Here is a 23580-nt window from a genome sequence, read left to right on the forward strand (position 1 = left end):
GCCGACATCAAGCCCGCGCCCAACGCTGCCACTACGCCCGCCGCGGCGCCTCACCATAAGTGCGGCTGTAGTACTAGGCTGGTGCCCGTGGAGCTTCCCTTTGCCCAGACGCCCGAACCGCCATACGTCGCAGTGATCTTCACCTCGACGCGCACTGACGGTGACCAGGGCTACGCGGCCATGGCGCAGCGGATGGACCAACTGGCCAGTGAGCAGCCCGGCTATCTCGGGATCGAGTCGGTCCGCGACGGACTCGGCATCACGGTCTCCTACTGGCAGGACGAGGACGCGGCTCGAGCCTGGAAGCAGGTCGGCGCGCACCTGATCGCGCAGGCTCGCGGGCGCGACACCTGGTATGCCGACTACCGCGTTCGCGTCGCGACCGTCACCCGCGACTACGGCATGCCTCGCGCCGACGCCGAGGGCTGAGTCCTCGTGGGCGGTGAGGCGCCGGCAGAATCGCCACACCCGTGGACCTCACGGCCGGCACGCGCTCTCGAAACTAGCGCCGCTTGACCGCCTGGAGTGTGTAGGTCGCGGCGAGCCGCTCCGGGTCCTCGACCAGGCGGTACTCCTGCACCGCCGGTCGACCGCCGGCTGCGGGCAGGACGTCGACCAGCTCCATCATCCCCGGCAACGCGTCCCACGGCACCGTGTCGTGCTCCAGCAGCCCGGTGAGCTCCAAACCCTCGTCCAGCAACGCGGTCACGATCTCGCCGAGGCCGTGGTTCCACTCGTGCGTCACCGTGTTGGCGAAGCGGTGCTCGGTCTCGACGTAGGTCGCGTCCTCGTCCCACACCAACGGCTCGGCCCGTTCGAAGTAGGGGAACGACACTCGCACCGCTCGCGTCTCGTCAGGCACGTCCAGGGCCCAGAGCATCGGGTGGCCCTCACGCAGGTGCAACCGCCCGCCGGGCCGAAGCAGAGCCGCCACCACCTGCGCCCACCGCCGGATGTCGGGCAGCCAGCAGAGCGCGCCGACCCCGGTGTAGACGACGTCGAACCGGCGGTCGCCGAGACCCTGCGGCGCGGTGTAGACGTCGCTCTCGACGTAGTCGATCGGCGCACCGGCCGCCTCGGCGAGGGTGCGGGCCTCGCGGATCGAGGCCGGCGAGAAGTCGACGCCGGTGACTCGACCGCCGAGCCGGTGCAGCGAGAGGGTGTCGGTGCCGATGTGGCACTGCAGGTGCACCACGTCCAGGCCGTGGAGATCGCCGAGCCTGGCGGCGTCGAACGCCACCACGTCGGACAGGCGCCCGGGGTCGGCCAGCAGGGCCTCGATCGAGTAGCCGGGTGAGGCCGCGTGCACCGCGGCACGCTCGTCCCAGTTGGCTCGGTTGAGGTGAAGGTAGTCGGTCACTGCGGCAGCCTAGGCCAGCGGGGCCGGGCCGGTCGTTGTCGGGCAGGGCCGAGCGCGCTCGCCACCGTGCCCGCTGCGTTCGTCCGCGGCCCGGCTCATACCGGCTGCAACGGGAGGTGGTGACCGGCGGGCAGCTCGACGTCGATCGGGTCGCCCGGCCGCACCTCCCCGCCCTCGACCACCACCGCCATGACACCGGCCTTGCGGACCAGGCGGCCGTGCTCATCCCGATCGAGGACCGCCTTCATCAGGCCCGGCCGGAAGTCATCGAGCTGCGAGCAGGGGTTGCGCAGGCCGGTCACCTCGAGGATGCACCCGCCGAGGTGCAAGCGGGTGCCTCGGGGAAGGGACAGGAGATCGAGACCCCGTGTGGTCACGTTCTCACCCATCTGGCCGGGTTCGACCTCGAAGCCGGACGCCACGAGCTCGTCGTGCAGCTCGGCGTGGATCAGGTGCACCTGGCGCAGGTTCGGCTCGGTCGGGTCGCGGCGGACCCGCGATCGGTGCTGCACCGTGGCACCGGCGTGGGCGTCTCCCTCGACGCCGAGCCCCGGGACCAGCCGGATGGCCGTCGTGGTCGGTTTGCCGAACCGGTGTCGGCCATCTCGTGCCACCGCCACGACCACGCCCTGCTCCCGGAGGATCACGCAGGCGATCTTGCCATCCCGGGCGGGACCCGGCGTGAGTGCCTCCATAGCTCTGCGTGGGCCACCCGAAGGCGCTGGCGTCAGGGCTGTTACTTCTCCTCGTTCTCGCCGTCGAGGATGGCCCGGGCCGCGGCGAACCGTGCGATCGGCACCCGGTAGGGCGAGCACGAGACGTAGTCGAGGCCGATCTCGTTGAACAGGGCGATCGACGCGGGGTCGCCGCCGTGCTCACCGCACACACCGACCTTGAGGTGTTCCTTGACCGACCGTCCGCGCTCGGTGCCGAGTCGCACCAGACCGCCGACGCCGTCCTGGTCGATCGAGCTGAACGGGTTGCCCGGCAGGATGTCCTCGTCGACGTAGGCCGCGAGGAAGGCGCCCTCCGCGTCGTCGCGGGAGATGCCGATGCCGGTCTGCGTCAGGTCGTTGGTGCCGAAGCTGAAGAAGTCGGCGTGCTCGGCGATCTGGTCTGCGCACACCGCCGCCCGCGGCAGCTCGATCATGGTGCCGACGGTGTAGTCGAGCTGGTCGCCGGAGCCGGACAGCTCGTCGGCCACGGTCTCGTCGATCAGGTCGCGCATCCGCTGCAGCTCCTCGGCGAAGGCCACGAGCGGCACCATGATCTCGACCTTAGGGTCACCGCCCTTCTCCCTGACCGCGAGCGCCGCCCGCACGATGGCGCGCACCTGCATCTCCGGGATCTCGGGATACATCAGCGCGAGCCGGACGCCGCGGGTGCCGAGCATCGGGTTCTGTTCGGTCAGCTTGTGGATCCGACCCAGCAGGTGCTGCGCCTCCTTCAGCTCCGACTGCTTGCCGCCCTCGATCTCCAGACGCTGGACCAGCAGAGCCTGGTCGACCAGGTTGGGCAGGAACTCGTGCAGCGGCGGGTCGAGCAGCCGGACGGTGACCGGCAGCCCGGACATCGCCTCGAAGATCTCCTCGAAGTCGGACTGCTGCATCGGCAGGATCTCGGCCAACGCGGAGGCACGGGCGTCCTCGTCCTCGGCCAGGATCATCCGCTGCACCGCAGGGAGCCGCTCCTCGTTCATGAACATGTGCTCGGTCCGGCACAGTCCGATCCCCTCGGCACCGAACTCCCGCGCCCGCTTGGCGTCCTCACCGGTGTCGGCGTTGGCCCGCACACCGAGCCGCCGGATCTCGTCGGCCCAGCCGACGATGGTCTGGAAGTCCTCATTGATCTGCGGGGGCACCAGCTCGAGCGCACCCTCGAAGACCTCGCCGGTCGAGCCGTCCAGCGTGATGGTGTCGCCGTCGCGCAGCACGGTGGAGCCGATGGTGAGGGTCTTCGCGTCGGTGTCGATCTTGATCTCCGAGGCTCCCGCCACGCACGGCTTGCCCATGCCGCGGGCGACCACGGCGGCGTGCGACGTCATACCGCCGTGCGCGGTGAGCACGCCCTGGGCCGCGATGACCCCGGCGATGTCGTCGGGCGCGGTCTCCCACCGCACGAGGACGACCGCGTCGCCCGCCTTGCCGCGACGTTCCGCCGTGTCGGCGTCGAAGACCACCTCGCCGACCGCGGCGCCGGGAGAGGCGTTGAGGCCCTTGGTCAGCGGGGTCGCGCCGTGCTCGGGGTCGATCGCCGGGTGCAGCAGCTGGTCGAGCTGGGCGGGCTCGACCCGGCGCAACGCCTCGCGCTGGTCGATGACCCCCTCGTCGACGAGCGCGCGGGCCACCTTGAAGGCCGCGGACGCGGTGCGCTTGCCGTTGCGCGTCTGCAGCAGGTAGAGCTTCTCCTCCTCCACGGTGAACTCGATGTCCTGCATGTCGCCGTAGTGCTCCTCGAGCTTGCGCATCGTCTCGATCAGCTCGTGGTAGGCGTCCGGCAGCACCTGCTCCATCTCCGACAGGGGGCGCGGTGTGCGGATCCCCGCAACCACGTCCTCGCCCTGCGCGTTGGTGAGGAACTCGCCATACAGCTCCTTCTCACCGGTGGCCGGGTTGCGTGTGAAACACACTCCGGTTGCTGAGGTTTCGCCTCGGTTGCCGAAGACCATCTGCATCACGTTGACGGCGGTGCCGAGGTCCGCGGAGATGTTGTTGGCGCGGCGGTAGACGTCGGCGCGGGGGTTGAGCCAGGAGCGGAAGACGGCGTCGACCGAGCGCCGCAGCTGCTCGCGCGGGTCGGTCGGCAGCTCCTCGCCCATGTGCTCGCGCGACAGGTCCTTGAAGGTCGCGACGAGGCCCTTGAGGTCATCGGCGGTCAGCTCGGTGTCCTGGGTGACGCCGCGCTGGTGCTTGAGCGCGACGAGCGCGTCGTCGTAGACGTGCGCCGGCACCTGCTCGACCACCTCGCCGTACATCTGGATGAACCGGCGGTAGGCGTCCCAGGCGAAACGCGGGCTGTCGGCCTCGCGGCCGAGCGCCTCGACCGACTCGTCGCTGATGCCGAGGTTGAGGATCGTATCCATCATGCCGGGCATCGACACGACGGCGCCCGAGCGGACCGAGACCAGCAGCGGGTTCTCGGCGGCGCCGAGCACCCGGCCGGTGCGCTCCTCCAGACGCGCGAGGGCGGCCTGTATGTCGTCCCACAGGTTCGCGGGCCACTCGCCGTCGTGCTGGGTCGCCTCGATGCAGGCGGCGGTGGTCACCGTGAAGCCGTCGGGCACCGGGATGCCGATCTTGGTCATCTCGGCCACGTTGGCGCCCTTGCCACCGAGCAACGGCTTCATCGAGGCGTCGCCCTCGGAGAGGTCGTAGATGTACTTCGCGTCCTCGGCGGCGCTCGCGTCGTGTGCGGACGGCTCGGCGGCGGGGCTGGTGCTCATCGGTTCTCCTCGGGTTTCACGGTGTGGCCCAGGTGTTCGCCTGATGCGGCTCGGCGACGATCGTCGACGAGGTCTATCACCCGCCCTGCGGCTTCCTCCAGGGCGAGAGAGGTGGTGTCGATCACGGGGCAGCCGAGGCGCTTGTGGATCGCCCCGACCTCCTCGAGCTCGTCGTAGATGCGGTTGAGCTCGGCATAGCCGTCCCGTCCGCGCGCCCTCCCGCCGAGCGCCCGCACCCGGCGGCCGCGGATCGTGGCCAGCCGTTGCGGGTCGATCGTCAGGGCGACGATCTTCCACCGTGGCACCTCGAACAGGCCCGGCGGTGGGGCGATCCCGCGCACCAGCGGGACGTTGGCGGTCTTGTAGCCGAGGTAGCCGAGGTACATCGACAGCGGCGTCTTGCCGGTGCGCGACACCCCGATCAGCACGATGTCCGCGTCGCGCAGGCCCTCGGGGAACTGCCCGTCGTCGTTCTTCACGGCGTATTCCATCGCCGCGATCCGCTTGAAATAGTCGGGGTCGGTGCCGACCGGGCGGGCCGGGACGCGTTCGGCCACGTCACCGCTGGCCTGTTCGAGCGCGGTGATGGCCGGGGCGAGCAGGTCGGCGTGCGCGACGCCGCGGCTCTCGCACATCTCGGTGACCAGGGCCCGCAGCCCGTCGTCCACGAGGGTGGAGAAGATCGCGACGCCCTTGCCGCCGTCGCCTTTGATGCTCTCGAAGACGGCGCGCAGGCCGTCGGCGGTGGCGATGCGCGGGTGCCGCATGATTCGCGTCGGGTGCTGGACGAACTGGGCCTGGGCGGCGCGCGCGACGCGGGCAGCAGTGTCGCCGGTGGAGTCCGCGATGACGTGGATCTCGATCGGTGCCGACGACATACGGCACAGGTTAGCGGGGCGGGGGCGAGGCGGCGCCCCGGGCGGCGGATCGTGCCCGGGGCGCCTTCGCGCACACCGTCGGTATGACGGTCGGCCGGCTGCGCGGGTCAGCCCTGGTCGTCCTCCGGCTCGCCGGCATTCGGGTCCACGTCGGGCAGCAGCCCGGCCGCCTCGTCGGGGTCGGTGCGGAAGCCGCCCTCGCGGTCCGTGCTGGACTCACCGAGCGAACCGGCGCCGGCCTGGGTGTCCCGGTCGGTTCCGTGCTCCGTGCTGTAGTCGCCCGTCGCGGCGGCCCTGTCGGCGGCTCTGGTGTCACCGGCCCCGGTGTCGGCGGCCTGGTTGTCGTAGCCGCCCTGAGCGGTGTCGGTGGAGCTGCCGGAGCCGCTTCCGTCCACCGAACCGCCCGATCCGGCGGAGCCGCCCGAGCCAGTGGTGCCGCCCGAGCCAGTGGTGCCGCCCGGCTGGTGCTCGTGCTCGGAACCGGCGCCGCCACCGAAACCGCCCTCCGCGTCACCACGGTCCTGGCTGGACTGCTGGGACTGGCCGTAGTCGCCGGGGGAGGAGTCCTGACCCGAGTCCTGCGCGCCGCTGCTGGGCGCGTCGCCGGACTCGGACGGGTTGGCGCTGGCCCGCCCGGCATTGCCCATGCTGCCCATGCCCTCCGACCCGGTCGTGGTGCCGGAGTCGTCGGTCTGCTCGTAGCTCCCGTCGGTCGTGTCGTCGGAGTCGGACCCCGTGTTGTCGAAGTCGCTCATCACAATCTCCCTACCTGTCGAGGTGGAAACGTCGCGCCCTGGGCTTCCCCCGGGACTGCACATGCCCACACCTACCCCAAAGACGGCGTGTCATGGCAGGGCAGCGGCCATCGGATCTGACCGAGTCCCCGCCAGCGGCCTCTGCGAGACTGCCCGCGATGACTGCATCGCACCCTGCGTCCGACCCGCTCCACGACGTCGTGGTCGCGGTCGTCGGTGCCACGGCGAGCGGCAAGTCGGGCCTGGCCCTCGACCTGGCGCAGCGGCTCGACGGTGAGGTCGTCAATGCCGACGCCATGCAGCTCTACCGCGGGATGGACATCGGGACGGCGAAGCTCCCCGTGCAGGAGCGGCGGGGGATCGCCCACCACCAGCTGGACGTGCTGGACGTGCGCGAGGAAGCCAGCGTCGCGGCATACCAGCGGTCTGCTCGAGCCGACCTCGAGGCGATCCTCGCGCGCGGCCGGGTGCCGATCGTGGCCGGCGGCTCGGGCCTCTACGTGCGGGCTGCGCTGGACCGGCTCGAGATCCCGCCGACCGACCCGGCGGTGCGGGCGGCCTGGACGAGTCGGCTCGAGGACGAGGGCGTCGCGGCGCTCTTCGCGCGGCTGGCCGACGCGGACCCGGCCGCGGCCCGCGCGATCGAGCCGAACAACGGGCGCCGGATCGTGCGCGCCCTGGAGGTGATCGAGCTGACCGGGCGGCCGTTCTCGGCGACCATGCCCCGGCGCGAGCACCTGCGGCCCACCGTGCTGATCGGGCTCACTGTGCCCCGACCGACGCTGGACCAGCGGATCGCCGAGCGGGTGCACCGCATGTGGGAGCAGGGGTTGCTCGACGAGGTGCGCGGGCTGGACGCGCAGGGCCTGCGCGAGGGGCGCACGGCGAGCAAGGCGCTCGGTTACAGCCAGGCCCTCGCCGCGCTCGACGGCGCGATGAGCCCGGTCGAGGCGCAGGAGGCGACGATCACCGCGACCCGCCGGTTCGCGCGGCGGCAGGAGTCGTGGTTTCGCCCCGACCCGCGGGTGTGCTGGCTGCCGCACGACGACTTGCGTCTCATCGACCGTGCGCTCGAGCTCGTTCGCAGCGACGTGGGGCAGGATGGACCTCGATGACCACGACGCGAGCCTTCACCAAGGGACACGGCACGGAGAACGACTTCGTGCTGCTGCCCGACCTCGACGGCACCGCCGACGTGACCGCCGACCAGGTGCGTCACATCGCCGACCGCCGCGCCGGGATCGGCGGCGACGGAGTCATCCGGGTGGTGCCGACCTCCGCGGTGCCCGAGGTCGCCGACCAGGCCGACCGGGCTCGCTGGTTCATGGACTACCGCAACGCCGACGGATCCGCCGTCGAGATGTGCGGCAACGGCGCTCGCGTGTTCGCCGCCTACCTGCGTCGGGAGGGCCTGGAGGAGGCGGACACGTTCCACATCGCCACCCGGTCCGGCGTCAAGGCGGTCCGCTTCGACGGCGACCGCATCGCGGTCAACCTCGGCAGCTACCGGCTGCTCGACTCCGACACGGCCGAGGCCAACGGGTCGGACTGCATGGTCAACCTGCCGGACGGGCCGCTTCCGGGGCTGTCGCTCGAGCTCGGCAACCCGCACACCGTCGTCGCCCTGCCCGACTACGTCGTCCTCGAGTCACTCGACCTGACCACCGCCCCGGAGGTCTCGCCCGTGCCCTCGGACGGCACCAACGTCGAGCTGGTGCGGCCGATCTCGGCCGGGCACATCGCGATGCGGGTGCACGAGCGGGGGGTCGGGGAGACGCGTTCGTGCGGCACCGGCGCGGCCGCTGCGGCGCTCGCCACCCGCTGGTGGGCCGGCGAGGTCTCGGACGACCGGGTGTGGCAGGTCGACGTGCCGGGAGGCACCGTCTGGGTCCGGGCACTGCCGGCGTCCGAGGTCGAGCTGTCCGGGCCGGCCGCCCTGGTGGCGGACGGCATACTCACCCTCTGATCGCCCCGTGCTCCGCTGGGGCCGCTTTGCTCTGTCCGGGCCGGTTCCGTCGGTCCGACACGCCGTCCGAAGGGAGCACGGGCACGGGCGTGCTCCCTCCAGGCCGCTCGCGTGAGGCGCAGAAGCGGCCTGAGCCGAGCAGAGGTGCTCGTGGGGAGCGCGGTCAGGGGCGGGCGACCTCGAGCAGCCGGTAGCCCTTGACGCTGGTGTAGCGCCGCACCGCGAACTCGCCCCGGTGGGTCGCCTCGAGCTCCTGCGTCAGCCAGCGCTGCAGGGAGTCCGAGCCGAGGTTGCGCTGCACCACGAGGTATGCCGTGCCGCCGGCCGCCAGACGCGGCAGCCAGGTCCGCAGCAGCTCGTGCAGGACCTGCTTGCCGACGCGGATCGGCGGGTTGGACCAGATCGTGTCGAAGGCGAGGTCCGCCGGGACGTCCTGCGCGGTGCCGGCGGTGACGTTGGTGAGGCCCAGGTCGGCGGCGTTGTCCCGCAGCAGGGCGAGGGCGCGCTGGTTGACGTCGACGCCCCAGACCTTCGCCTCGGGTGATCGCAGGGCCAGGGTCAGCGTGATGGGTCCCCAGCCGCAGCCGAGGTCGAGCAGGTGGCCGGTCGGTGACGGCGGGGGAGCCTCGGCGAGCAGCACGGCAGTGCCCTGGTCGACCCGGTGCGGGCTGAAGATGCCCGGCGCGGTGTGCACGTCGAACCGTCGGTCGGCCAGCCGGACGGTGAGGGTGCGGCGCTGCTCGGGGCTGGCCGGCTCGGCGGTGAAGTAGTGGTCGGACATCGCCGACAGCGTAGTGGCCGCCCGACTCGGCCTGTGCTCGCTTCAGGCCGGTTGCGCGGCGGCCAGGACCGGCCCGAGATGAGCAAAGCGGCCCGGGGAGAGCAAAGCGGCCTGGGGGAGCACGCGGTCTGGGCGGTGAGACCGGCCGGAATGGGAGATGGCGCCGCATCGTTGTGTCAAACGAGTCGCGCCCACCTGTCCCGGGGTGGGATCCTTGAGGAGATATGACGAAACGATCTGATCTGTTCGGCACCCGCGCCGCAGCGCTCGCCGCCGACGACCACGACACCGCCACCCACCACGACCACGGCATCGATACCACGCACGTCGACAGCTCCGACTCGGGGCTGCCCACGCTCGCGCCGCTCTACCCCAACCGCCACACCGGCGGTGACAGTGCGGCGGCCGCAGAGAGCGTCGACGGCGAGCAGTTCGAGCGCGAGGAGCGCGCCTCGCTGCGCCGCGTCGCGGGCCTGTCGACCGAGCTGCAGGACGTCACCGAGGTCGAGTACCGCCAGCTGCGCCTCGAGCGCGTCGTGCTGGCCGGCGTCTGGACCGAGGGAACGGTGGAGGACGCCGAGAACTCCATCCGCGAGCTCGCCGCGCTCGCCGAGACGGCCGGCTCCACCGTGCTCGCCGGCCTCGTGCAGCGCCGCGGCAAGCCCGACACCAGCACGTTCCTGGGCGCGGGCAAGGCCGCCGAGCTGCGCGACATCGTGATCGCGGAGGGCGCCGACACCGTCGTGTGCGACGGCGAGCTGTCGCCCAGCCAGCGCCGTGCCCTCGAGGACATCGTCAAGGTCAAGGTCATCGACCGCACCGCGCTGATCCTGGACATCTTCGCCCAGCACGCCAAGAGCCGTGAGGGCAAGGCGCAGGTCGAGCTGGCCCAGCTGCAGTACCTCCTCCCGCGTTTGCGCGGTTGGGGTGAGTCGATGTCCCGTCAGGCCGGTGGGCAGGCGGCCGGCGGCCAGGGCATGGGCTCGCGCGGACCCGGTGAGACCAAGATCGAGCTCGACCGCCGGCGGATCAATACCCGGATGGCCAAGCTCAAGCGCGAGATCGCGCACATGAAGACCGCCCGCGACACCAAGCGCGGCAGCCGCCGCCGGGGCCACGTGGCCAGTGTCGCGATCGCGGGATACACCAACGCCGGCAAGTCGTCCCTGCTCAACCGGCTCACCGGCGCCGGCGCCCTCGTCGAGAACCAGCTCTTCGCCACGCTGGACCCGACGGTCCGGCGGGCCGAGACCGAGGACGGCCGGGCCTACACACTGACCGACACGGTCGGCTTCGTCCGTTCCTTGCCGCACCAGCTGGTCGAGGCGTTCCGCTCCACCCTCGAGGAGGTCGGTGACGCCGACCTGCTCCTGCACGTGGTCGACGGCTCCCACCCCGACCCGGAAGGTCAGATCAGCGCGGTCCGTGCCGTGCTCGCCGACCTGGGCGGTGACGCCATCAAGGAGGTCATCGTCATCAACAAGGCCGACGCGGCCGACCCGGAGGTCATCCACCGGTTGCTGCGGCACGAGAAGCACAGCATCGTCGTGTCGGCACGCACCGGCGAGGGCATCGACGAGCTGCGCGCCCTGATCGCCGAGGAGCTGCCGCGCCCCGAGATCCCGGTGGACGTGCTGCTGCCCTACGAGCGCGGCGACCTGCTCAACCGGCTGCACCAGGAGGGCGAGGTCCTCGCCAGCGAGCACACCGCCGAGGGCACGCGGGTCGAGGCCAAGGTGGGCCCCACGCTGGTGGGTGAGCTCGCGGCATACGCCGTCTGAGCTCGCGGGGTGCCTCCAGAAGCCGCGGCTGGCACCTGCGACGTCCGTATGCCGCGTGGCACAGTGTGCCCGTGACTTCCGCGAACGTTTCTGGCGAGCAGCCCCCACGGACCGCCGAGCACGGCAGGTTGGCCGAGGCGCCGGCCGACACCGACCCCTGGAAGGTCTGGGGTCCCTACGTGTCGGGGCGTCAGTGGGGGACCGTGCGCGAGGACTACTCCGCTGACGGGAACGCTTGGGACTACTTCCCGTTCGACCACGCGCACCTGCGCGCCTACCGCTGGGGTGAGGACGGGCTGGCGGGCCTGTGCGACCGCTACGGCTTCCTCAACCTCGGCCTTGCGCTCTGGAACGGTCGGGACGACCGGCTCAAGGAGCGCATCTTCGGCCTCACCAACGCCCAGGGCAACCATGGTGAGGACGCCAAGGAGTACTGGTGGGCCCTCGACGCCACCCCGACCCACTCCTTCGGCCAGTGGCTCTATCGCTATCCACAGCAGGCGTTTCCGTATGCCGAGTTGGTCGCCGAGAACGGCCGGCGCGGCCGCGGTGACGAGGAGTACGAGCTCTCCGACACGGGCATCCTCGAGGGCGACAGGTTCTTCGACGTGCAGGTCACCCACGCCAAGGGCTCGCCCACCGACATCTGCGTCGAGGTGACGGCCACCAACCACGGCCCGGACGCCGCACCGTTGGACCTGTTGCCACAGCTGTGGTTTCGCAACACTTGGTCATGGGGACGCGACGCCCGGACGCCGACCCTGACCCTGGCCGAGGACGGTCGGACGGTGGTGGCCGAGCACGGCTACTTGGGCCGCTATCGCGTGACGGCCGAGGGTTCGCCGCGAGTCCTCTTCTGCGACAACGAGACCAACGTTCACCCTCTCTATGGTGACGACGCGCCGCAGGCCACCGCCTACCCGAAGGACGCCATCCACCGTGCCGTCGTCCACGGCCAGGCGGACGCGGCCAACCCGGAGAATTCCGGGACGAAGGCCGCGTTCTGGTACCACTTCGACGCAGTGCCGTCCGGCGAGAGCGTGACCGTCCGGCTGCGGATGCGCAACGACAACGACGGCGAACCCTTCGAGCAGGCAACGCCGTTCGCGCAGGTGGTCGAGACGAGGCGGCGGGAGGCGGATGAGTTCTACGCCGCGGTGATCCCCGGGTCCGTGTCGGAGGAGGACCGGCACGTCGCGCGCAGGGCGTTCGCCGGCTTGCTCTGGGGCAAGCAGCTCTACCGCTACGACGTCTCACGTTGGCTCGAGGGCGACCCGGCCCAGCCCACGCCGCCGCCACAGCGCCTCGCCCGCCAGCCGGAGGGCCGCAACACCTCGTGGCAGCACCTGGCCCTCACCGACATCATCTCGATGCCGGACGAGTGGGAGTACCCGTGGTTCGCCACCTGGGACCTGGCCTTCCACTGTGTCGCGCTGGCGCACCTGGACCCGGAGTTCGCCAAGGAGCAGCTCGTCCTGATGTGTCGGGAATGGGCGATGGCTCCGAGTGGCCAGCTCCCAGCATACGAGTGGAACTTCTCCGACGCCAACCCGCCGGTGCACGCCTGGGCGGCGTGGCAGGTCTACCAGATCGACGGGGCGCAGGACCAGAGCTTCCTGATCCGCGTCTTCACCAAGCTTCTGCTCAATTTCGCGTGGTGGGTCAACCGCAAGGACGCCGACGGGTCCAACCTGTTCGAGGGCGGGTTCCTCGGTATGGACAACATCGGTCTGTTCGACCGGTCCGAACCGCTGCCGCACGGCCAACGCCTCGAGCAGTCCGACGCGACCAGCTGGATGGGGTTCTTCTGCCTGTCGATGCTGCGGATGGCGATCGAGCTCGCGCGGCACGACGTGGCCTGGGACAGCTCGGCAACCAAGTTCCTCGAGCACTTCCTCGGGATCGCCGAGGCGATGGAGCAGTTCGGCTCGCACGACGTCTCGGTGTGGGACGAGGATGACGGCTTCTACTACGACGTGCTCGTGCAGCCGGACGGCAATTTCCAGCAGTTCAAGGTGCGCTCGATGGTGGGACTGCTGCCGTTGATGGCCGTCGCGGTGGCGCCGCCGTGGGTCGAGTCGGAGCTGCCCGACTTCACCGCCCGGCTGCAGTGGCTGCGCGAACGGCGCCCCCACCTGACCGACGCGATCATCACCACGGGTCACCGCGGCGGGCAGCAGCACACGCTGTCGCTCGTCGACCCGTCCCGACTCGGCCGCCTCCTCACGCGGATGCTCGACGAGGGGGAGTTCCTGTCGCCGCACGGGCTGCGGTCGGTCTCGGCGGCCTACCGCGACGGCTACACCGCCCAGGTCGACGGCACGACCCTGTCGCTCGCCTACACGCCGGGGGAGTCCGACAGCGGTCTGTTCGGCGGCAACTCGAACTGGCGCGGCCCCGTCTGGTTCCCCGTCAACATCCTGCTGCTGGACGCACTGCGCACCTACGCGAGCGGTGCCGGGGAGGGGTTCGTCCGGGAGCTGCCGACCGGCTCGGCTAGGGAGCGAAGCATGGCGCAGATCGCCCGTGACCTCGAGCAACGCCTCGTCGACCTCTTCCGCCTCGGACCGGACGGCAGGCGGCCTGGTGATCCGAGGCACGTGCCGACCGGCCCGCTCTGGGCGCCGCACCCCACCTTCAGCGAGTACTTCCACGGCGACACCGGTGCCGGTCTCGGCGCCTCGCACCAGACCGGCTGGACCGCGATGGTGGCGCACCTCATCTGCACCGCCGACTGACCCGACGAGCTGCCGCTGGTTGCGCCGCCCCGGCAACGGTGCGCCACAGGACGCCGATGGCGATGGCCGCCGACCTTTGCCGCGTGGCTTGGCGCTCCTGCTCGGAGCCGGCGGACGTCCTGCGTCGTGGCCGCCGGAGCGACCACATCGCAGGACCTCGTGACCCTCCCGGCGCGGACGTCCTGCGTCGTGGCTGGCGGGGCCACCGCATCGCAGGACCTCGTGACGCCTCTCGGCGCAGGCGTCCTACGTCGTGGCGGCCCCGGGGACCACATCGCAGGTCTTCCCACCAGCCGGTCAGCGCGCCAGCCCAGACGGTCCTCGGGCATGACGAGTCTGTATGCCGGTCCTCGCCTCGCGCGCGGACGTCCTGCCTCGTGGCGGCACGGGCCACCGCATCGCAGGACCTTGTGACGCTCTCGGCTCGGATGTCCTGCGTCGTGGTGGCGGGGCCACCGCATCGCAGGACCTTGCGACCCTCCCGGCGCGGACGTCCTGCGGCGGGGCGGCTTGGGCGACGCGGCATACCGACTCCCCGGCGAGCCCGCTCCGATGCCGCGCTGGTGCTGTGTCTTGGCCTCCGCGCCAGTGATGGAATGGGGCGCAGCAGTGTGGCGTTGGGCGGGGCAGCCGGTCAGCACGGGCCGGCGCAACCTTGGTGGATGAGATGACGACGCCCTTCACGACGCCGAACGCTGACAGCACCTATGAGCTGTTCCGGGTGGCCGAGTTCCAGCTCGAGCTGGCGAGGCCGCTCGAGGCGCTGCGCACCCTCGAGCCGATCGCCGACGAGATCGCCGACTCGGCTTCGGGGCAGCTGCTGCTCGCCCGTGCCTACTTCCACTCGGCCCAGCTGAGCCGTGCCGAGAAGTCCTTCCGGCGGGTCCTGGAGCTCGACCCGGCCGACCACTACGCCCGGTTCGCCCTCGGGCGCAGCCTGGAGCGGCAGGGCCGTCGCGACGAGGCCGTCGGTCAGTACCGCCTCGCCGTGGCGATGCACGACTCGCCGGAGTACCGCGAGCGGCTCGACCACGCCTGTCAATGACGCGCGGGGCTCCATGACGCGCCGGGCGCGGGCAGCTACTGGCCGGTGCGTCCGTCGATGCACTCGCGCAGCAGGTCGGCGTGGCCGCAGTGGCGCGCGTACTCCTCGACCAGGTGGATGAGGATGTCCCGCACCTCGACGTCGTCGCCCTGGACCCTGACCGTGTCTCCCCACGAGTCGAGCCGTGCCTCGACCTCACGGGCATGGTCGACCTCGGCGCGCCACTCGCGCCACGCCTCCTCGACGACTGCCGGGTCGGCGACGGCGCCGGAGAACGACGTCTCCCCTTCCTCGCCGTGGTGCAGGCGCGGGAGGTCCTGTCCCTCGAGGACGCGCCGGTACCAGTGGTGCTCGACCCGAGCCAGGTGGCGCAGCAAACCGAGCAGTGACAGGTCCGAGGGCGGCACCGACTGGCGTGTGAGCTGCTCGGCGTCCAAGCCCTCACACTTCATCTCGAAGGTGAGCCGGTAGCGCCGGAGGTAGTCCAGGACGACCTCCTGCTCACCGCGGGGGACCACACCGTTCTCGCGGGGGTCGTGCTGTTGATCGGTCCACATCTCGCTCGGAGGCATGGGCGCAGCCTCGCAGCAGCCGGGCGGCTGGGGAAAGCGAGTTTCGGCGGGACCCTGACCCGCCGCGGCCTTCGACGCCGCCGTCGGTCAGTCGGGGTCCCCTTCGTGCAGCATCCCCAGCAGCGTTCGGCGCACGATGCGGTCGAACTGACCGTCGAACTGCCCGTCGGAAGGCGCTGCTGGGATCCCTTGGTACTGCGGGCCTTCGGACGATGACTGCTCGCTCGTCTCTGCGAAGGCCGCGGCGAGATGGGGGTGCTCTCCCGAGGCAGCCACGGAGCTGAGGTAGGCGTTGCGCTGCGCCATCCGGGCCGAGGGCGGCCCCGGCTGCTGACGGTCGCGCTCGGCCTTGCAGAGCAGCCGCACGAGCCCGCTGAACACGCCGATGGCCTCGAGCCGGGTGCGTCCGCCTGCGCCCGTCACAGCCAGCGTGGCCAGCGCGTGCTCGAGGTAGGAGCAGCCGTGTGGACCGAGGGTGGGCGTGGTGTCCAGGGCCTCGATCATCCATGGATGTCGTCGGTAGATGTCGCGAGCCTGGTGCGCAAGGTCCACCATCTGGTCCAACCAGGACGCGTCCGGTCTGCGCTCGAGCTCGAACTCGCCGTTGACCTCGTCGACCATCAGCTCGACGAGCTCGTCCCGGGTGGCGACGTAGCGGTAGAGCGAGGCCGCGCCGGTGCCGATGACGCGGGCCAGCGCACGCATGGTGACCGCAGCCAGACCCTGCCGGTCGGCGAGCCGGACGGCGGCCGCAGCGATTTCGCCTCGGGTGTGCTCCGGTGCGCGGCCACGCGGAGCCCGCTCGCCGCGGAGCCAGATGGCGGTCGACTGGTCCGTCATCACCCTCCCCGAGCTTGCGACCGATCTTCGCCACACCCTATCCTCATATTGTGCGAACGCCGTTCGCGAATAGGGAGGGAAGACAATGGTGGCATCCACCGACCTGATGTGGAGCCCGACCCGGTATGCGCGGAACGGCCAGGTGCAGGTCGCGTGGGACGAGGTGGTCGGCTCGGCCGGTGATCCGCTCCTGCTGGTGATGGGGCTGGGCACCTCCCGCTTCTGGTGGCCCGCAGGGTTGTGCCGCGCGTTTGCCGACGAGGGCTTCCACGTCGTGCGCTATGACCAGCGTGATGCCGGTGAGTCGACCCGGATGCCCGACACCGGCACGGCCAATCCGTTTGCGGCGTTGTTCGGCCGGCGGGGTGAGGCCTACACGGCCGAGGACATGACCGACGACGCCGTCTCGGTCCTGGATGCCGTCGGGTGGGACCAGGCACACGTCTTCGGTCACTCGCTCGGGGGCGCGGTGGCCCAGCGGATCGCGCTGCGGCACCCGGAGCGGGTGCTCAGCGTCACGTCGTCCGCGGCGGTGCCGAGCGACGTCGGCGGCCTGGGGGTGGCGCGCTACCTGCGCTACGGCCTGCTCGCCCGTCTGGCGCGGATGAAGTTCCCCGAGGGCCGCGAAGGGGACATCGCCGCCAGCCTGGCGGTGGCTCGCGGAGTGGCCTCCCCGGCATACCCGTTCGATGAGAGTGCCGCACGGGAGTGGATCGAGCGGGAAGTCGACAGCGGACCTCGCGACACCAAGGCACAGAGCCGTCAGATCGGCGCCCAGTGGCACGGCCCTCGGCTGCGCGAGCTGGGCAAGCCGTTGCTCGTCCTGCACGGCGACGCCGATCCGATCGTCCGACAGTCGGCGGGGCGGGCCACCGCCTCACGGGTGACCGGTGCTCGGATGACGATCTTCCCGGGAGTGGGCCACGACCTGCCGGAGCCGCTGTGGACCGAGGTGGCCAGGTCGGTCCGTCAACTCGCTGACTCGGCCTGACCACCGACCGGGCTGTGGAGCGCTGCCGCGGCGAGGTGACCGGTCGGCATACCCTGTGGTGATGGCCGCCGATCTCTCTGCCCTTCTGCACGCCGCGGTCGAAGGCGTCGGGGGCACGGAGCGTCCCGGCCAGACCCGGATGGCCGAGGCCGTGCAGGAGGCCGTCGGCGGCAAGGGGCACCTGCTGGTGCAGGCCGGCACCGGCACCGGCAAGTCGCTGGCCTACCTCGTGCCTGCCGTGGCGCACGCGTTCGACACCGGCCGGCCGGCCATCGTGGCCACGGCGACCCTCGCCCTGCAGGCGCAGATCGTCGACCGTGACATGCCGCGGGTCGCCGAGGCGGTGGCGCCGCTGCTGGGCCGCAAGCCGACGTATGCGCTGGTCAAGGGCCGGGCCAACTACCTGTGCCAGCACAAGCTCGTGGGCGGGTTCCCCGACGAGGACGAGGGATCGCTGCTCTCGGTGGGGCAGGTCGACTCCGGCATGGGACGGCTCGGGGCGGAGGTGGTGCGGCTGCGCGAGTGGGCCGAGGTGACCGAGTCGGGTGACCGTGACGAGCTGGTCCCGGGGGTCTCGCAGCGAGCCTGGCACCAGGTGTCGGTGACCGCCCACGAGTGCCTCGGGTCGAAGTGCCCGCTGGTGGGGGACTGCTTCGTCGAACGCGCCCGCGAGGCAGCCAAGGACGTCGACGTCGTCGTGACCAACCACAGCTTCATGGCGATCGACGCGTTCGAGGGCCGGCAGATGCTGCCCGAGCACGACCTGCTCGTGGTCGACGAAGGGCACGAGCTGGTCGACCGGGTGACCTCGACGATCACCGACGAGTTGACCGCCTCGATGATCGCCGCGGCCGCCAAGAAGGCGGGCAAGCTGGCCGACACCGACCAGGTGACCGAGGCCTCGACCTTCTTCCAGGGCGTCGTCGACGAGCTCGACGAGGGACGGCTGACCGGGCTGCCGGACGGGCTGACCCTGGCGCTCGAGCGGGTGCGCGACACCACCCGAGCCGTCCAGTCGGAGCTCAAACCGCCCAGCCCGCAGGACAACGACGGTGCCCGGCAGGTGGCCCGCGCCGCGATCGACGAGGTCAACGAGAACGCCGCCCGGATCCTCGAGCAGCGTGAGCTCGACGTCGCGTGGGTGGGGCGGGACCCACGGCGCGGCTCCGTGTTGCGAGTCGCGCCGATGAGTGTGGCGATGCTGTTGCGGGACAAGGTGTTCGAGGACCGCACGGTGATCATGACGTCGGCCACGCTCGAGCTCGGCGGCAGCTTCGACGCGGTGGCCGGGACCCTCGGGCTGCGCGGTGAGGGGTCGCCGTCGTGGACCGGGCTGGACGTCGGCAGCCCGTTCGACTACCCGCGGCAGGCGATGGCCTACGTCGCCAAGCGGCTGCCTCCGCCGGGCCGCGACGGCATGGCACCGCAGACCATGGACGAGATCGAGGCGCTCGTGCGCGCCGCCGGCGGACGAACGCTCGGCCTCTTCTCCTCGACGCGGGCCGCGGTCGCCGCGGCCGAGGTGATGCGCTCGCGGTTTGCCGACGACCCGCGCGGCATCAACTTCCTGTGCCAGGGGGAGGACCAGACCGCAACGCTGGTGCGGCAGTTCGCGTCCGACGCGGCCACCTGCCTGTTCGGCACCCTGAGTCTGTGGCAGGGCGTGGATGTCCCGGGTTCGGCGTGCCAGCTGGTCATCATCGACCGCATCCCCTTCCCGCGGCCCGACGACCCGCTGGCATCCGCCCGGTCACAGGCGATCGCGAAGATGGGCGGCAACGGGTTCATGGCGGTGTCCGCGACCCACGCCGCGCTGCGACTCGCGCAGGGCGCCGGACGGCTGGTCCGGCGCTCCGACGACCGGGGCATCGTGGCCTTCCTCGACTCGCGGATGATGACGGCGCGCTATGCCGGATTCCTGCAGAAGTCGTTGCCGCCGTTCTGGCCCACCACCGACCGGACCATGGTGCTGGCGGCCCTCCAACGGCTCGACGAGACGGCCGCAGATCCGTTGCCGGTGCACCAGCCGGCCCTGCGCGGGGTCACCGGTGCGCTGGAGGGGACGGCGATGGGCGACGCCGACGACGCCAGGCCGGTCGCCGAGCACACCCCCGTGGCGCGATCGCCCCGCACCGCCGTCACCGGCGGCCACGCCTGGACCGACGAGCAGGACGCCGAGCTGCGCGATGGTGTCGAGTCGGGTTGCACCCTCGAGGAACTCGCCGATCACCTCGAGCTCGCGCCCGACCTCGTGACCGCCCGCATGACGCTGCTCGGCCTCGAGCTCTCCGACGCGCCCACCATGTCCTTCGACTGAACTTCCGAGCCGTCCCCGACCGACCCCAGACTGACGCCGCAGATCTTCGAGGAGGGGACGTGCTCGACTACGATGCCGAGGCAGCCCGGTATGACGCCACGCGAGGAGGTCGCGAACGTGCGGCTGCCGCGGCCGCAGCCGTCCACGGGCTCCTGCCGGAGCGCCTGACGCGGGTGCTCGACATCGCCGGAGGGACGGGCTCGGTCGCCTCCGAGCTCGCGGCGCTCGGGCGCGAGGTTGCGGTCGGCGACCTGTCACTGGGCATGCTGCGGGTCGCGCAACGGCGGCTGCCAGGCTCCCAGGTGCGGCTTGACGCGAAGCGGTTGCCGGTGGCCGATTCGAGTCTGGACGCGGTGACGTCGGTCTGGCTGCTGCACCTGTTGCCGGCGCGTGTCGTCGAGGGTGTGCTGGACGAGGCCGCGCGGGTGCTGCGCCCCGGTGGTCGCTACGTCACGACCGTGGACAAGGCGGCCGGAGACGCACGCGACTCCCGCGACGGCCTGGTCAACGACCGGCGGGCCGACGTCACGGCCGGGCTAGAGGCGCGCGGCTTGACCGAGGTCGGCAGCGCCGAGTTCGTCGGCGGGATCACCCGCGAGGGGCGGCCGGCTCCCCGCTACACCCTGGTCGCCTTCGAGAAACCGGCGACGCGCTGACCCGCGGCCGACCGGCCTGCCAGCGACCCGTCATACCGGCTCGGCACCCTCCTCCGCCGCGGCCTGTGCTCACCTCAAGCCGTTTTTCGAAGGTGCGGGAGCGGTCTGAGGCGAGCACAGGCGAAGGCCGGGCCGAGCACAGGCCGGTGCGGGAGCATGGGCGGGGTGGGGGAGACCTGTCGGGCCGCCGTGGCAGGCTGTGACCCGTGACCGCCCACCCCTCGCAGCCCGGCTCGGCAAGCGCCGGAAGCGCCGGCGCCGGTGTGCCGCCGCTCGTGCTGATCAGCGGACCCGAGCAGGTCCTCGCCGACCGGGCGCTGGCCTCCACGATGACCCTGCTGCGCGACAGCGACCCCGAGGTCGAGGTCATCAAGCTGTATGCCGCGTCCTACGAACCGGGTTCGCTCGCCGTCCACACCAGCCCGTCCCTCTTCGGGGGCAGCAAGGCGGTGGTGGTGCACGACCTCGACGAGGCGTCCGACGAGCTGCAGACCGACGTGCTCGCGCTGCTGGCCGCTCCGGCCGACGACGTCACGCTGGTGCTTGCGCACAAGGGCGGCAACCGGGGCAAGAAGGTGCTCGACACCGCCAAGAAGGCCCACGCCCGGGTCATCGACTGCCCGGCGATCAAGACCGACCGCGACAAGACCGGGTTCGTGACGAACGAGTTCCGGAGCAAGCGGCGCAAGATCACCCCCGAGGCGATCCGGGCGCTGCTCGAGGCCGTCGGCAAGGACGTCAGCGAGCTCGCGGCCGCCTGCGCGCAGCTCATCGCCGACACCGAGGGCCTCGTCGACGATGCGGTGGTCGAGCGCTACCACGGTGGCAAGGTGGACGCGTCCGGCTTCCGGGTGGCCGACGCGGCGATCGCCGGGCAGGCGGGCGAGGCGCTGCGGCTGCTGCGTCACGCGATCGCCAGCGGGGTCGACCCGGTGCCGATCGTCGCCGTGTTGGCCAGCCAGCTGCGCCAGGTCGTCAAGGTCGGGTCGGCCAGCCGAGGGCTGCGCTCGGCCGAAGTTGCCAAACAGCTCGGTATGGCGCCCTGGCAGGTCGACCGCGCCCGCCAGACCGCACGGGGCTGGGACCCCCAGGCGCTCGGCCGGTCGATCCAGGCCGTCGCGGCGGCCGACTTCGACGTCAAGGGCGGAGGCCGAGACCCGGTCTACGCGGTCGAGCGCGCCATCCTCACCATCGCCACGGAGCGTCAGGGCCGCACCGCCTGAGCGGCGGCCTCCGCTCAGGCCAACAGGTCCAGGCGGGTGGCGCCCGGTCCGGGTCGGGTCGTGAACGCGGACGCCGCAGCCGCTCGGGCCGGGAACCGCTCCCGGTAGCGGTCCAGCCAGGCCGCCCGGAAGCGTGCCGCGTCGTCGGCCGGCGCCATCGCCCAGACGCTGCCCCCGAAACCGGCACCGAACGCGGACGCCGCCACCGCACCGAGCTCGCGGGCGGACCGGGCCAGCCAGATGGTCTCCGGGACCTGGTTGGCCAGACCCTGCTCGGCGTCCCGCTGCGAGGCGTCCACCAGTGGTCCCAGGGCGGCCAGGTCGCCGCGCTGCAACGCCAGCCCGGCAGCCGGGATGATCCGCTCGCTCTCGTCGAGCAGCTGGTCGAGCCGCGCCGCGAGTGTGCGGTCGCCGGCCACCAGCGAACGCAGCAGGTCCGGTGCGTCCGGCGACGAGGCGGCCGCGGCCACCAGGCTCTCCGCGTCCTGTCCGGTGTGCTCGCGCCACAGGGCGAGGATCGCCCGCGTGGCCAGCGAGGCGCCGTTGTATGCCGCGAGCGCGGCACCCGTCTTCTCCGCCACCACCCCGCTGACCGCCATCACGAGGACGTGGTCGTCCGGGAACGGCACGACGCGCTCGGCGCGCACGGGGCAGAAGGAGTACTGCGACAGGAGGCCGGGACGGCAGGCGAGGATCGCCGTGTGGTCCTCGCTCCCGCCGAACGTGCCGACCCCCTGGTCGCCGGTGAGCGGCCCGAAGCTCTGCCCGTTCTCGACACAGCCCAGGTAGCCGGCCAGGTCCTCGGCGGTGCCCAGGTGCGCGCGATAGAGGTTGGTGCTCTCGAGCTCGTTGACCGCGATGAGGGCGAGGGCGACCGCGACGACCAGGGCGGAGGAGCTCGACATACCTGAGGCGTGTGGCAGGTCGCTGGCGATGACGATGTCCGCGCCCCGATTCGCCGTGGGGAAGTTGCGGGAGAGCCTGCGCGCCACCGTCATCGGGTAGTTGCTCCAGTGCCCAAGTGCTGGCCGCAGCCCGGGCTCGAGCGCAAACGTCGTGTCCACGCCCTCCGCGACGTCGACGACGCGGATCGTGCGGTCCGAGCGAGGGAGCGCGACCACGCAGACCCCGCGTTCGACCGCCGCGAGAAGGCTCCGCCCGCCGGCGTAGTCGGTGTGCTTGCCCAGCACCTCGACCCGGCCCGGCACGAACCAGCTCGGCACCGGCCCCGAGGTGTCGCGGCCCAGGCCTCGCAGCGCGGCCAGCGCCCGCTCGAAGGGCGCCTCCTTGTGCCTCGCCGAGAGTTCGCTCATGCCCGCCGCGCGTAGCAGCTCCACGTGTCGGCGGCTCACAGGGACACCGGGACGTCGGCCAGGCGCTGCTGGACCGAGGCGATGTCGCCGCGGCTGGACAGGTCGAGCACACCCTCGCGGACCGGCACCACGTCGAACTGCTCGCCCAGCTGCGTCATCGCGACCCGGACGGCGTCGGTGATCTCCAGCTCCCCCCGGCTGGAGGGCGTGGTGCGTCGGCAGGCCTCGAAGATGGCCGGCGTGAAGAGCCAGGCGTTCATGCTGACCGGCGCGTCGCCGCCGAGCGCGGCCATGGTGGCCGCGTCGGGCTTCTCGACCACGTCCTCGAGGCGACCGCCCGCGCCAACTCGCAGCACGGCATACGCGCGGATCCGTGCGGCGTCGATGTTGCTCTCGCGCACCAGCGTCTCCCGGTCGAAGCCGGCCAGCGCCGAGCCGGGTGCCTCCCGCAGCCGGGCCAGCGCCGCCGCGGGGTAGTAGTTGTCGGAGTTGAGCACGACGAACCGATCGTCTGCCGCGAACGGTTCCGCCGCGAGCACCGCGTCGGCCGTCCCGAGCGGTTCGGCCTGCTCGGCGAAGGTGACGGTGACCCGCGAGAGTGGGGTCGAGGCGTAGTGCCGGCGCACCACGTCGTGCTCCGGGCCGATCACCAAGCAGACGTCGGTCAGGCCGGCGTCGGCCAGGGCGGACAGCGCGTAGTCGAGGAACGGTCGCCCGATCGGGATCATCGCCTTGACCCCGGTCGCGGCGACGTCGGCCTGGTCGGCGCCGAGTCGGGCGCCCGGGGACTCACGGCGCATGCGGGTGCCGAGGCCCCGGGCCAGGATGACGGCCTTCGTGGGCGGCGCCGAGGTCCCGCGGGTGGGACACGGGCCGGGTCGCGGGACGGTCACCCGGACAACCTAACGGGAGCCTGCCGAAG

The 23580-nt window shown here is 71.7% G+C and carries 20 protein-coding genes; 10 read left to right on the top strand and 10 right to left on the bottom strand.

Going from position 1 to position 23580, the window contains the following annotated elements; genetic code table 11:
- The first annotated feature begins 87 nt into the window (after positions 1-87).
- A complete protein-coding gene (locus tag FCN22_RS18990; protein ID WP_202911693.1) occupies positions 88-429 on the top strand; it encodes an antibiotic biosynthesis monooxygenase family protein in 342 nt (113 codons plus the stop codon).
- Positions 430-502: 73 nt separating this feature from the next.
- Here the strand turns inward: FCN22_RS18990 and FCN22_RS18995 are convergent, their stop codons facing one another.
- From FCN22_RS18995 to FCN22_RS19015, 5 genes are all read right to left on the bottom strand, one after another.
- Complete coding sequence (locus tag FCN22_RS18995; protein WP_137123141.1) at positions 503-1360, bottom strand: class I SAM-dependent methyltransferase; 858 nt, start codon at positions 1358-1360, stop codon at positions 503-505.
- Between the two features lie 95 nt (positions 1361-1455).
- Positions 1456-2007: an MOSC domain-containing protein gene (locus FCN22_RS19000; protein ID WP_373681354.1), complete on the bottom strand. Its 552-nt coding sequence runs from the start codon at positions 2005-2007 to the stop codon at positions 1456-1458.
- A gap of 89 nt (positions 2008-2096) precedes the next feature.
- Positions 2097-4802: a pyruvate, phosphate dikinase gene (gene ppdK / locus FCN22_RS19005; RefSeq protein WP_137123143.1), complete on the bottom strand. Its 2706-nt coding sequence runs from the start codon at positions 4800-4802 to the stop codon at positions 2097-2099.
- Positions 4799-5680 carry a pyruvate, water dikinase regulatory protein gene (locus FCN22_RS19010; protein WP_137123144.1) on the bottom strand — a complete coding sequence of 294 codons (882 nt, stop codon included), beginning with the start codon at positions 5678-5680 and terminating at the stop codon, positions 4799-4801. The genes ppdK and FCN22_RS19010 overlap by 4 nt, the downstream gene beginning before the upstream one ends.
- Before the next feature lie 107 nt (positions 5681-5787).
- Positions 5788-6435 carry a hypothetical protein gene (locus FCN22_RS19015; protein ID WP_137123145.1) on the bottom strand — a complete coding sequence of 216 codons (648 nt, stop codon included), beginning with the start codon at positions 6433-6435 and terminating at the stop codon, positions 5788-5790.
- A gap of 158 nt (positions 6436-6593) precedes the next feature.
- Here FCN22_RS19015 and miaA point away from each other — a divergent pair, with 158 nt between their 5' ends.
- Both miaA and dapF read left to right on the top strand, forming a co-directional pair.
- Complete coding sequence (miaA, locus tag FCN22_RS19020; RefSeq protein WP_137123146.1) at positions 6594-7550, top strand: tRNA (adenosine(37)-N6)-dimethylallyltransferase MiaA; 957 nt, start codon at positions 6594-6596, stop codon at positions 7548-7550.
- On the top strand, positions 7547-8401 hold the full coding sequence (dapF, locus tag FCN22_RS19025; RefSeq protein ID WP_137123147.1) for a diaminopimelate epimerase: 855 nt from the start codon (positions 7547-7549) through the stop codon (positions 8399-8401). The genes miaA and dapF overlap by 4 nt, the downstream gene beginning before the upstream one ends.
- A gap of 163 nt (positions 8402-8564) precedes the next feature.
- Here dapF and FCN22_RS19030 read toward each other — a convergent pair whose 3' ends face one another.
- A complete protein-coding gene (locus FCN22_RS19030; RefSeq protein ID WP_137123148.1) occupies positions 8565-9182 on the bottom strand; it encodes a class I SAM-dependent methyltransferase in 618 nt (205 codons plus the stop codon).
- A gap of 224 nt (positions 9183-9406) precedes the next feature.
- On the opposite strand from FCN22_RS19030, the gene hflX reads away from it, so the two are divergent.
- From hflX to FCN22_RS19045, 3 genes are all read left to right on the top strand, one after another.
- Positions 9407-10963: a GTPase HflX gene (gene hflX / locus FCN22_RS19035; RefSeq protein WP_238384845.1), complete on the top strand. Its 1557-nt coding sequence runs from the start codon at positions 9407-9409 to the stop codon at positions 10961-10963.
- 71 nt (positions 10964-11034) lie between these two features.
- Positions 11035-13701 carry an MGH1-like glycoside hydrolase domain-containing protein gene (locus tag FCN22_RS19040; protein ID WP_137123149.1) on the top strand — a complete coding sequence of 889 codons (2667 nt, stop codon included), beginning with the start codon at positions 11035-11037 and terminating at the stop codon, positions 13699-13701.
- A gap of 667 nt (positions 13702-14368) precedes the next feature.
- Positions 14369-14746 carry a tetratricopeptide repeat protein gene (locus FCN22_RS19045; protein WP_137123150.1) on the top strand — a complete coding sequence of 126 codons (378 nt, stop codon included), beginning with the start codon at positions 14369-14371 and terminating at the stop codon, positions 14744-14746.
- A 35-nt stretch (positions 14747-14781) separates the two neighbouring features.
- Here the strand turns inward: FCN22_RS19045 and FCN22_RS19050 are convergent, their stop codons facing one another.
- Together FCN22_RS19050 and FCN22_RS19055 are read right to left on the bottom strand one after the other, a co-directional pair.
- On the bottom strand, positions 14782-15318 hold the full coding sequence (locus tag FCN22_RS19050) for a DinB family protein (protein ID WP_238384846.1): 537 nt from the start codon (positions 15316-15318) through the stop codon (positions 14782-14784).
- Between the two features lie 87 nt (positions 15319-15405).
- Positions 15406-16158, bottom strand: coding sequence for a TetR/AcrR family transcriptional regulator (locus FCN22_RS19055; protein WP_137123151.1), 753 nt, complete (start codon positions 16156-16158; stop codon positions 15406-15408).
- An 85-nt stretch (positions 16159-16243) separates the two neighbouring features.
- Here FCN22_RS19055 and FCN22_RS19060 point away from each other — a divergent pair, with 85 nt between their 5' ends.
- The 4 genes from FCN22_RS19060 (at position 16244) to holA (ending at position 21345) form a co-directional block, all read left to right on the top strand.
- A complete protein-coding gene (locus FCN22_RS19060) occupies positions 16244-17149 on the top strand; it encodes an alpha/beta fold hydrolase (protein WP_202911694.1) in 906 nt (301 codons plus the stop codon).
- Positions 17150-17210: 61 nt separating this feature from the next.
- Positions 17211-19466, top strand: a complete 2256-nt coding sequence (locus tag FCN22_RS19065; protein WP_137123152.1) for an ATP-dependent DNA helicase — start codon at positions 17211-17213, stop codon at positions 19464-19466.
- 59 nt (positions 19467-19525) lie between these two features.
- On the top strand, positions 19526-20122 hold the full coding sequence (locus FCN22_RS19070; RefSeq protein ID WP_137123153.1) for a class I SAM-dependent methyltransferase: 597 nt from the start codon (positions 19526-19528) through the stop codon (positions 20120-20122).
- 206 nt (positions 20123-20328) lie between these two features.
- Positions 20329-21345, top strand: a complete 1017-nt coding sequence (holA, locus tag FCN22_RS19075) for a DNA polymerase III subunit delta (protein WP_238384847.1) — start codon at positions 20329-20331, stop codon at positions 21343-21345.
- Positions 21346-21359: 14 nt separating this feature from the next.
- Here the strand turns inward: holA and FCN22_RS19080 are convergent, their stop codons facing one another.
- Together FCN22_RS19080 and FCN22_RS19085 are read right to left on the bottom strand one after the other, a co-directional pair.
- Entirely contained in the window at positions 21360-22658 is a 1299-nt protein-coding gene (locus tag FCN22_RS19080; protein ID WP_202911695.1) for a GHMP family kinase ATP-binding protein, read from the bottom strand.
- Between the two features lie 35 nt (positions 22659-22693).
- A complete protein-coding gene (locus FCN22_RS19085; protein ID WP_238384848.1) occupies positions 22694-23551 on the bottom strand; it encodes a nucleotidyltransferase family protein in 858 nt (285 codons plus the stop codon).
- Positions 23552-23580: the final 29 nt, after the last annotated feature.

The organism is Segeticoccus rhizosphaerae (assembly GCF_005222685.1).
Lineage (GTDB): Bacteria > Actinomycetota > Actinomycetes > Actinomycetales > Dermatophilaceae > Segeticoccus > Segeticoccus rhizosphaerae.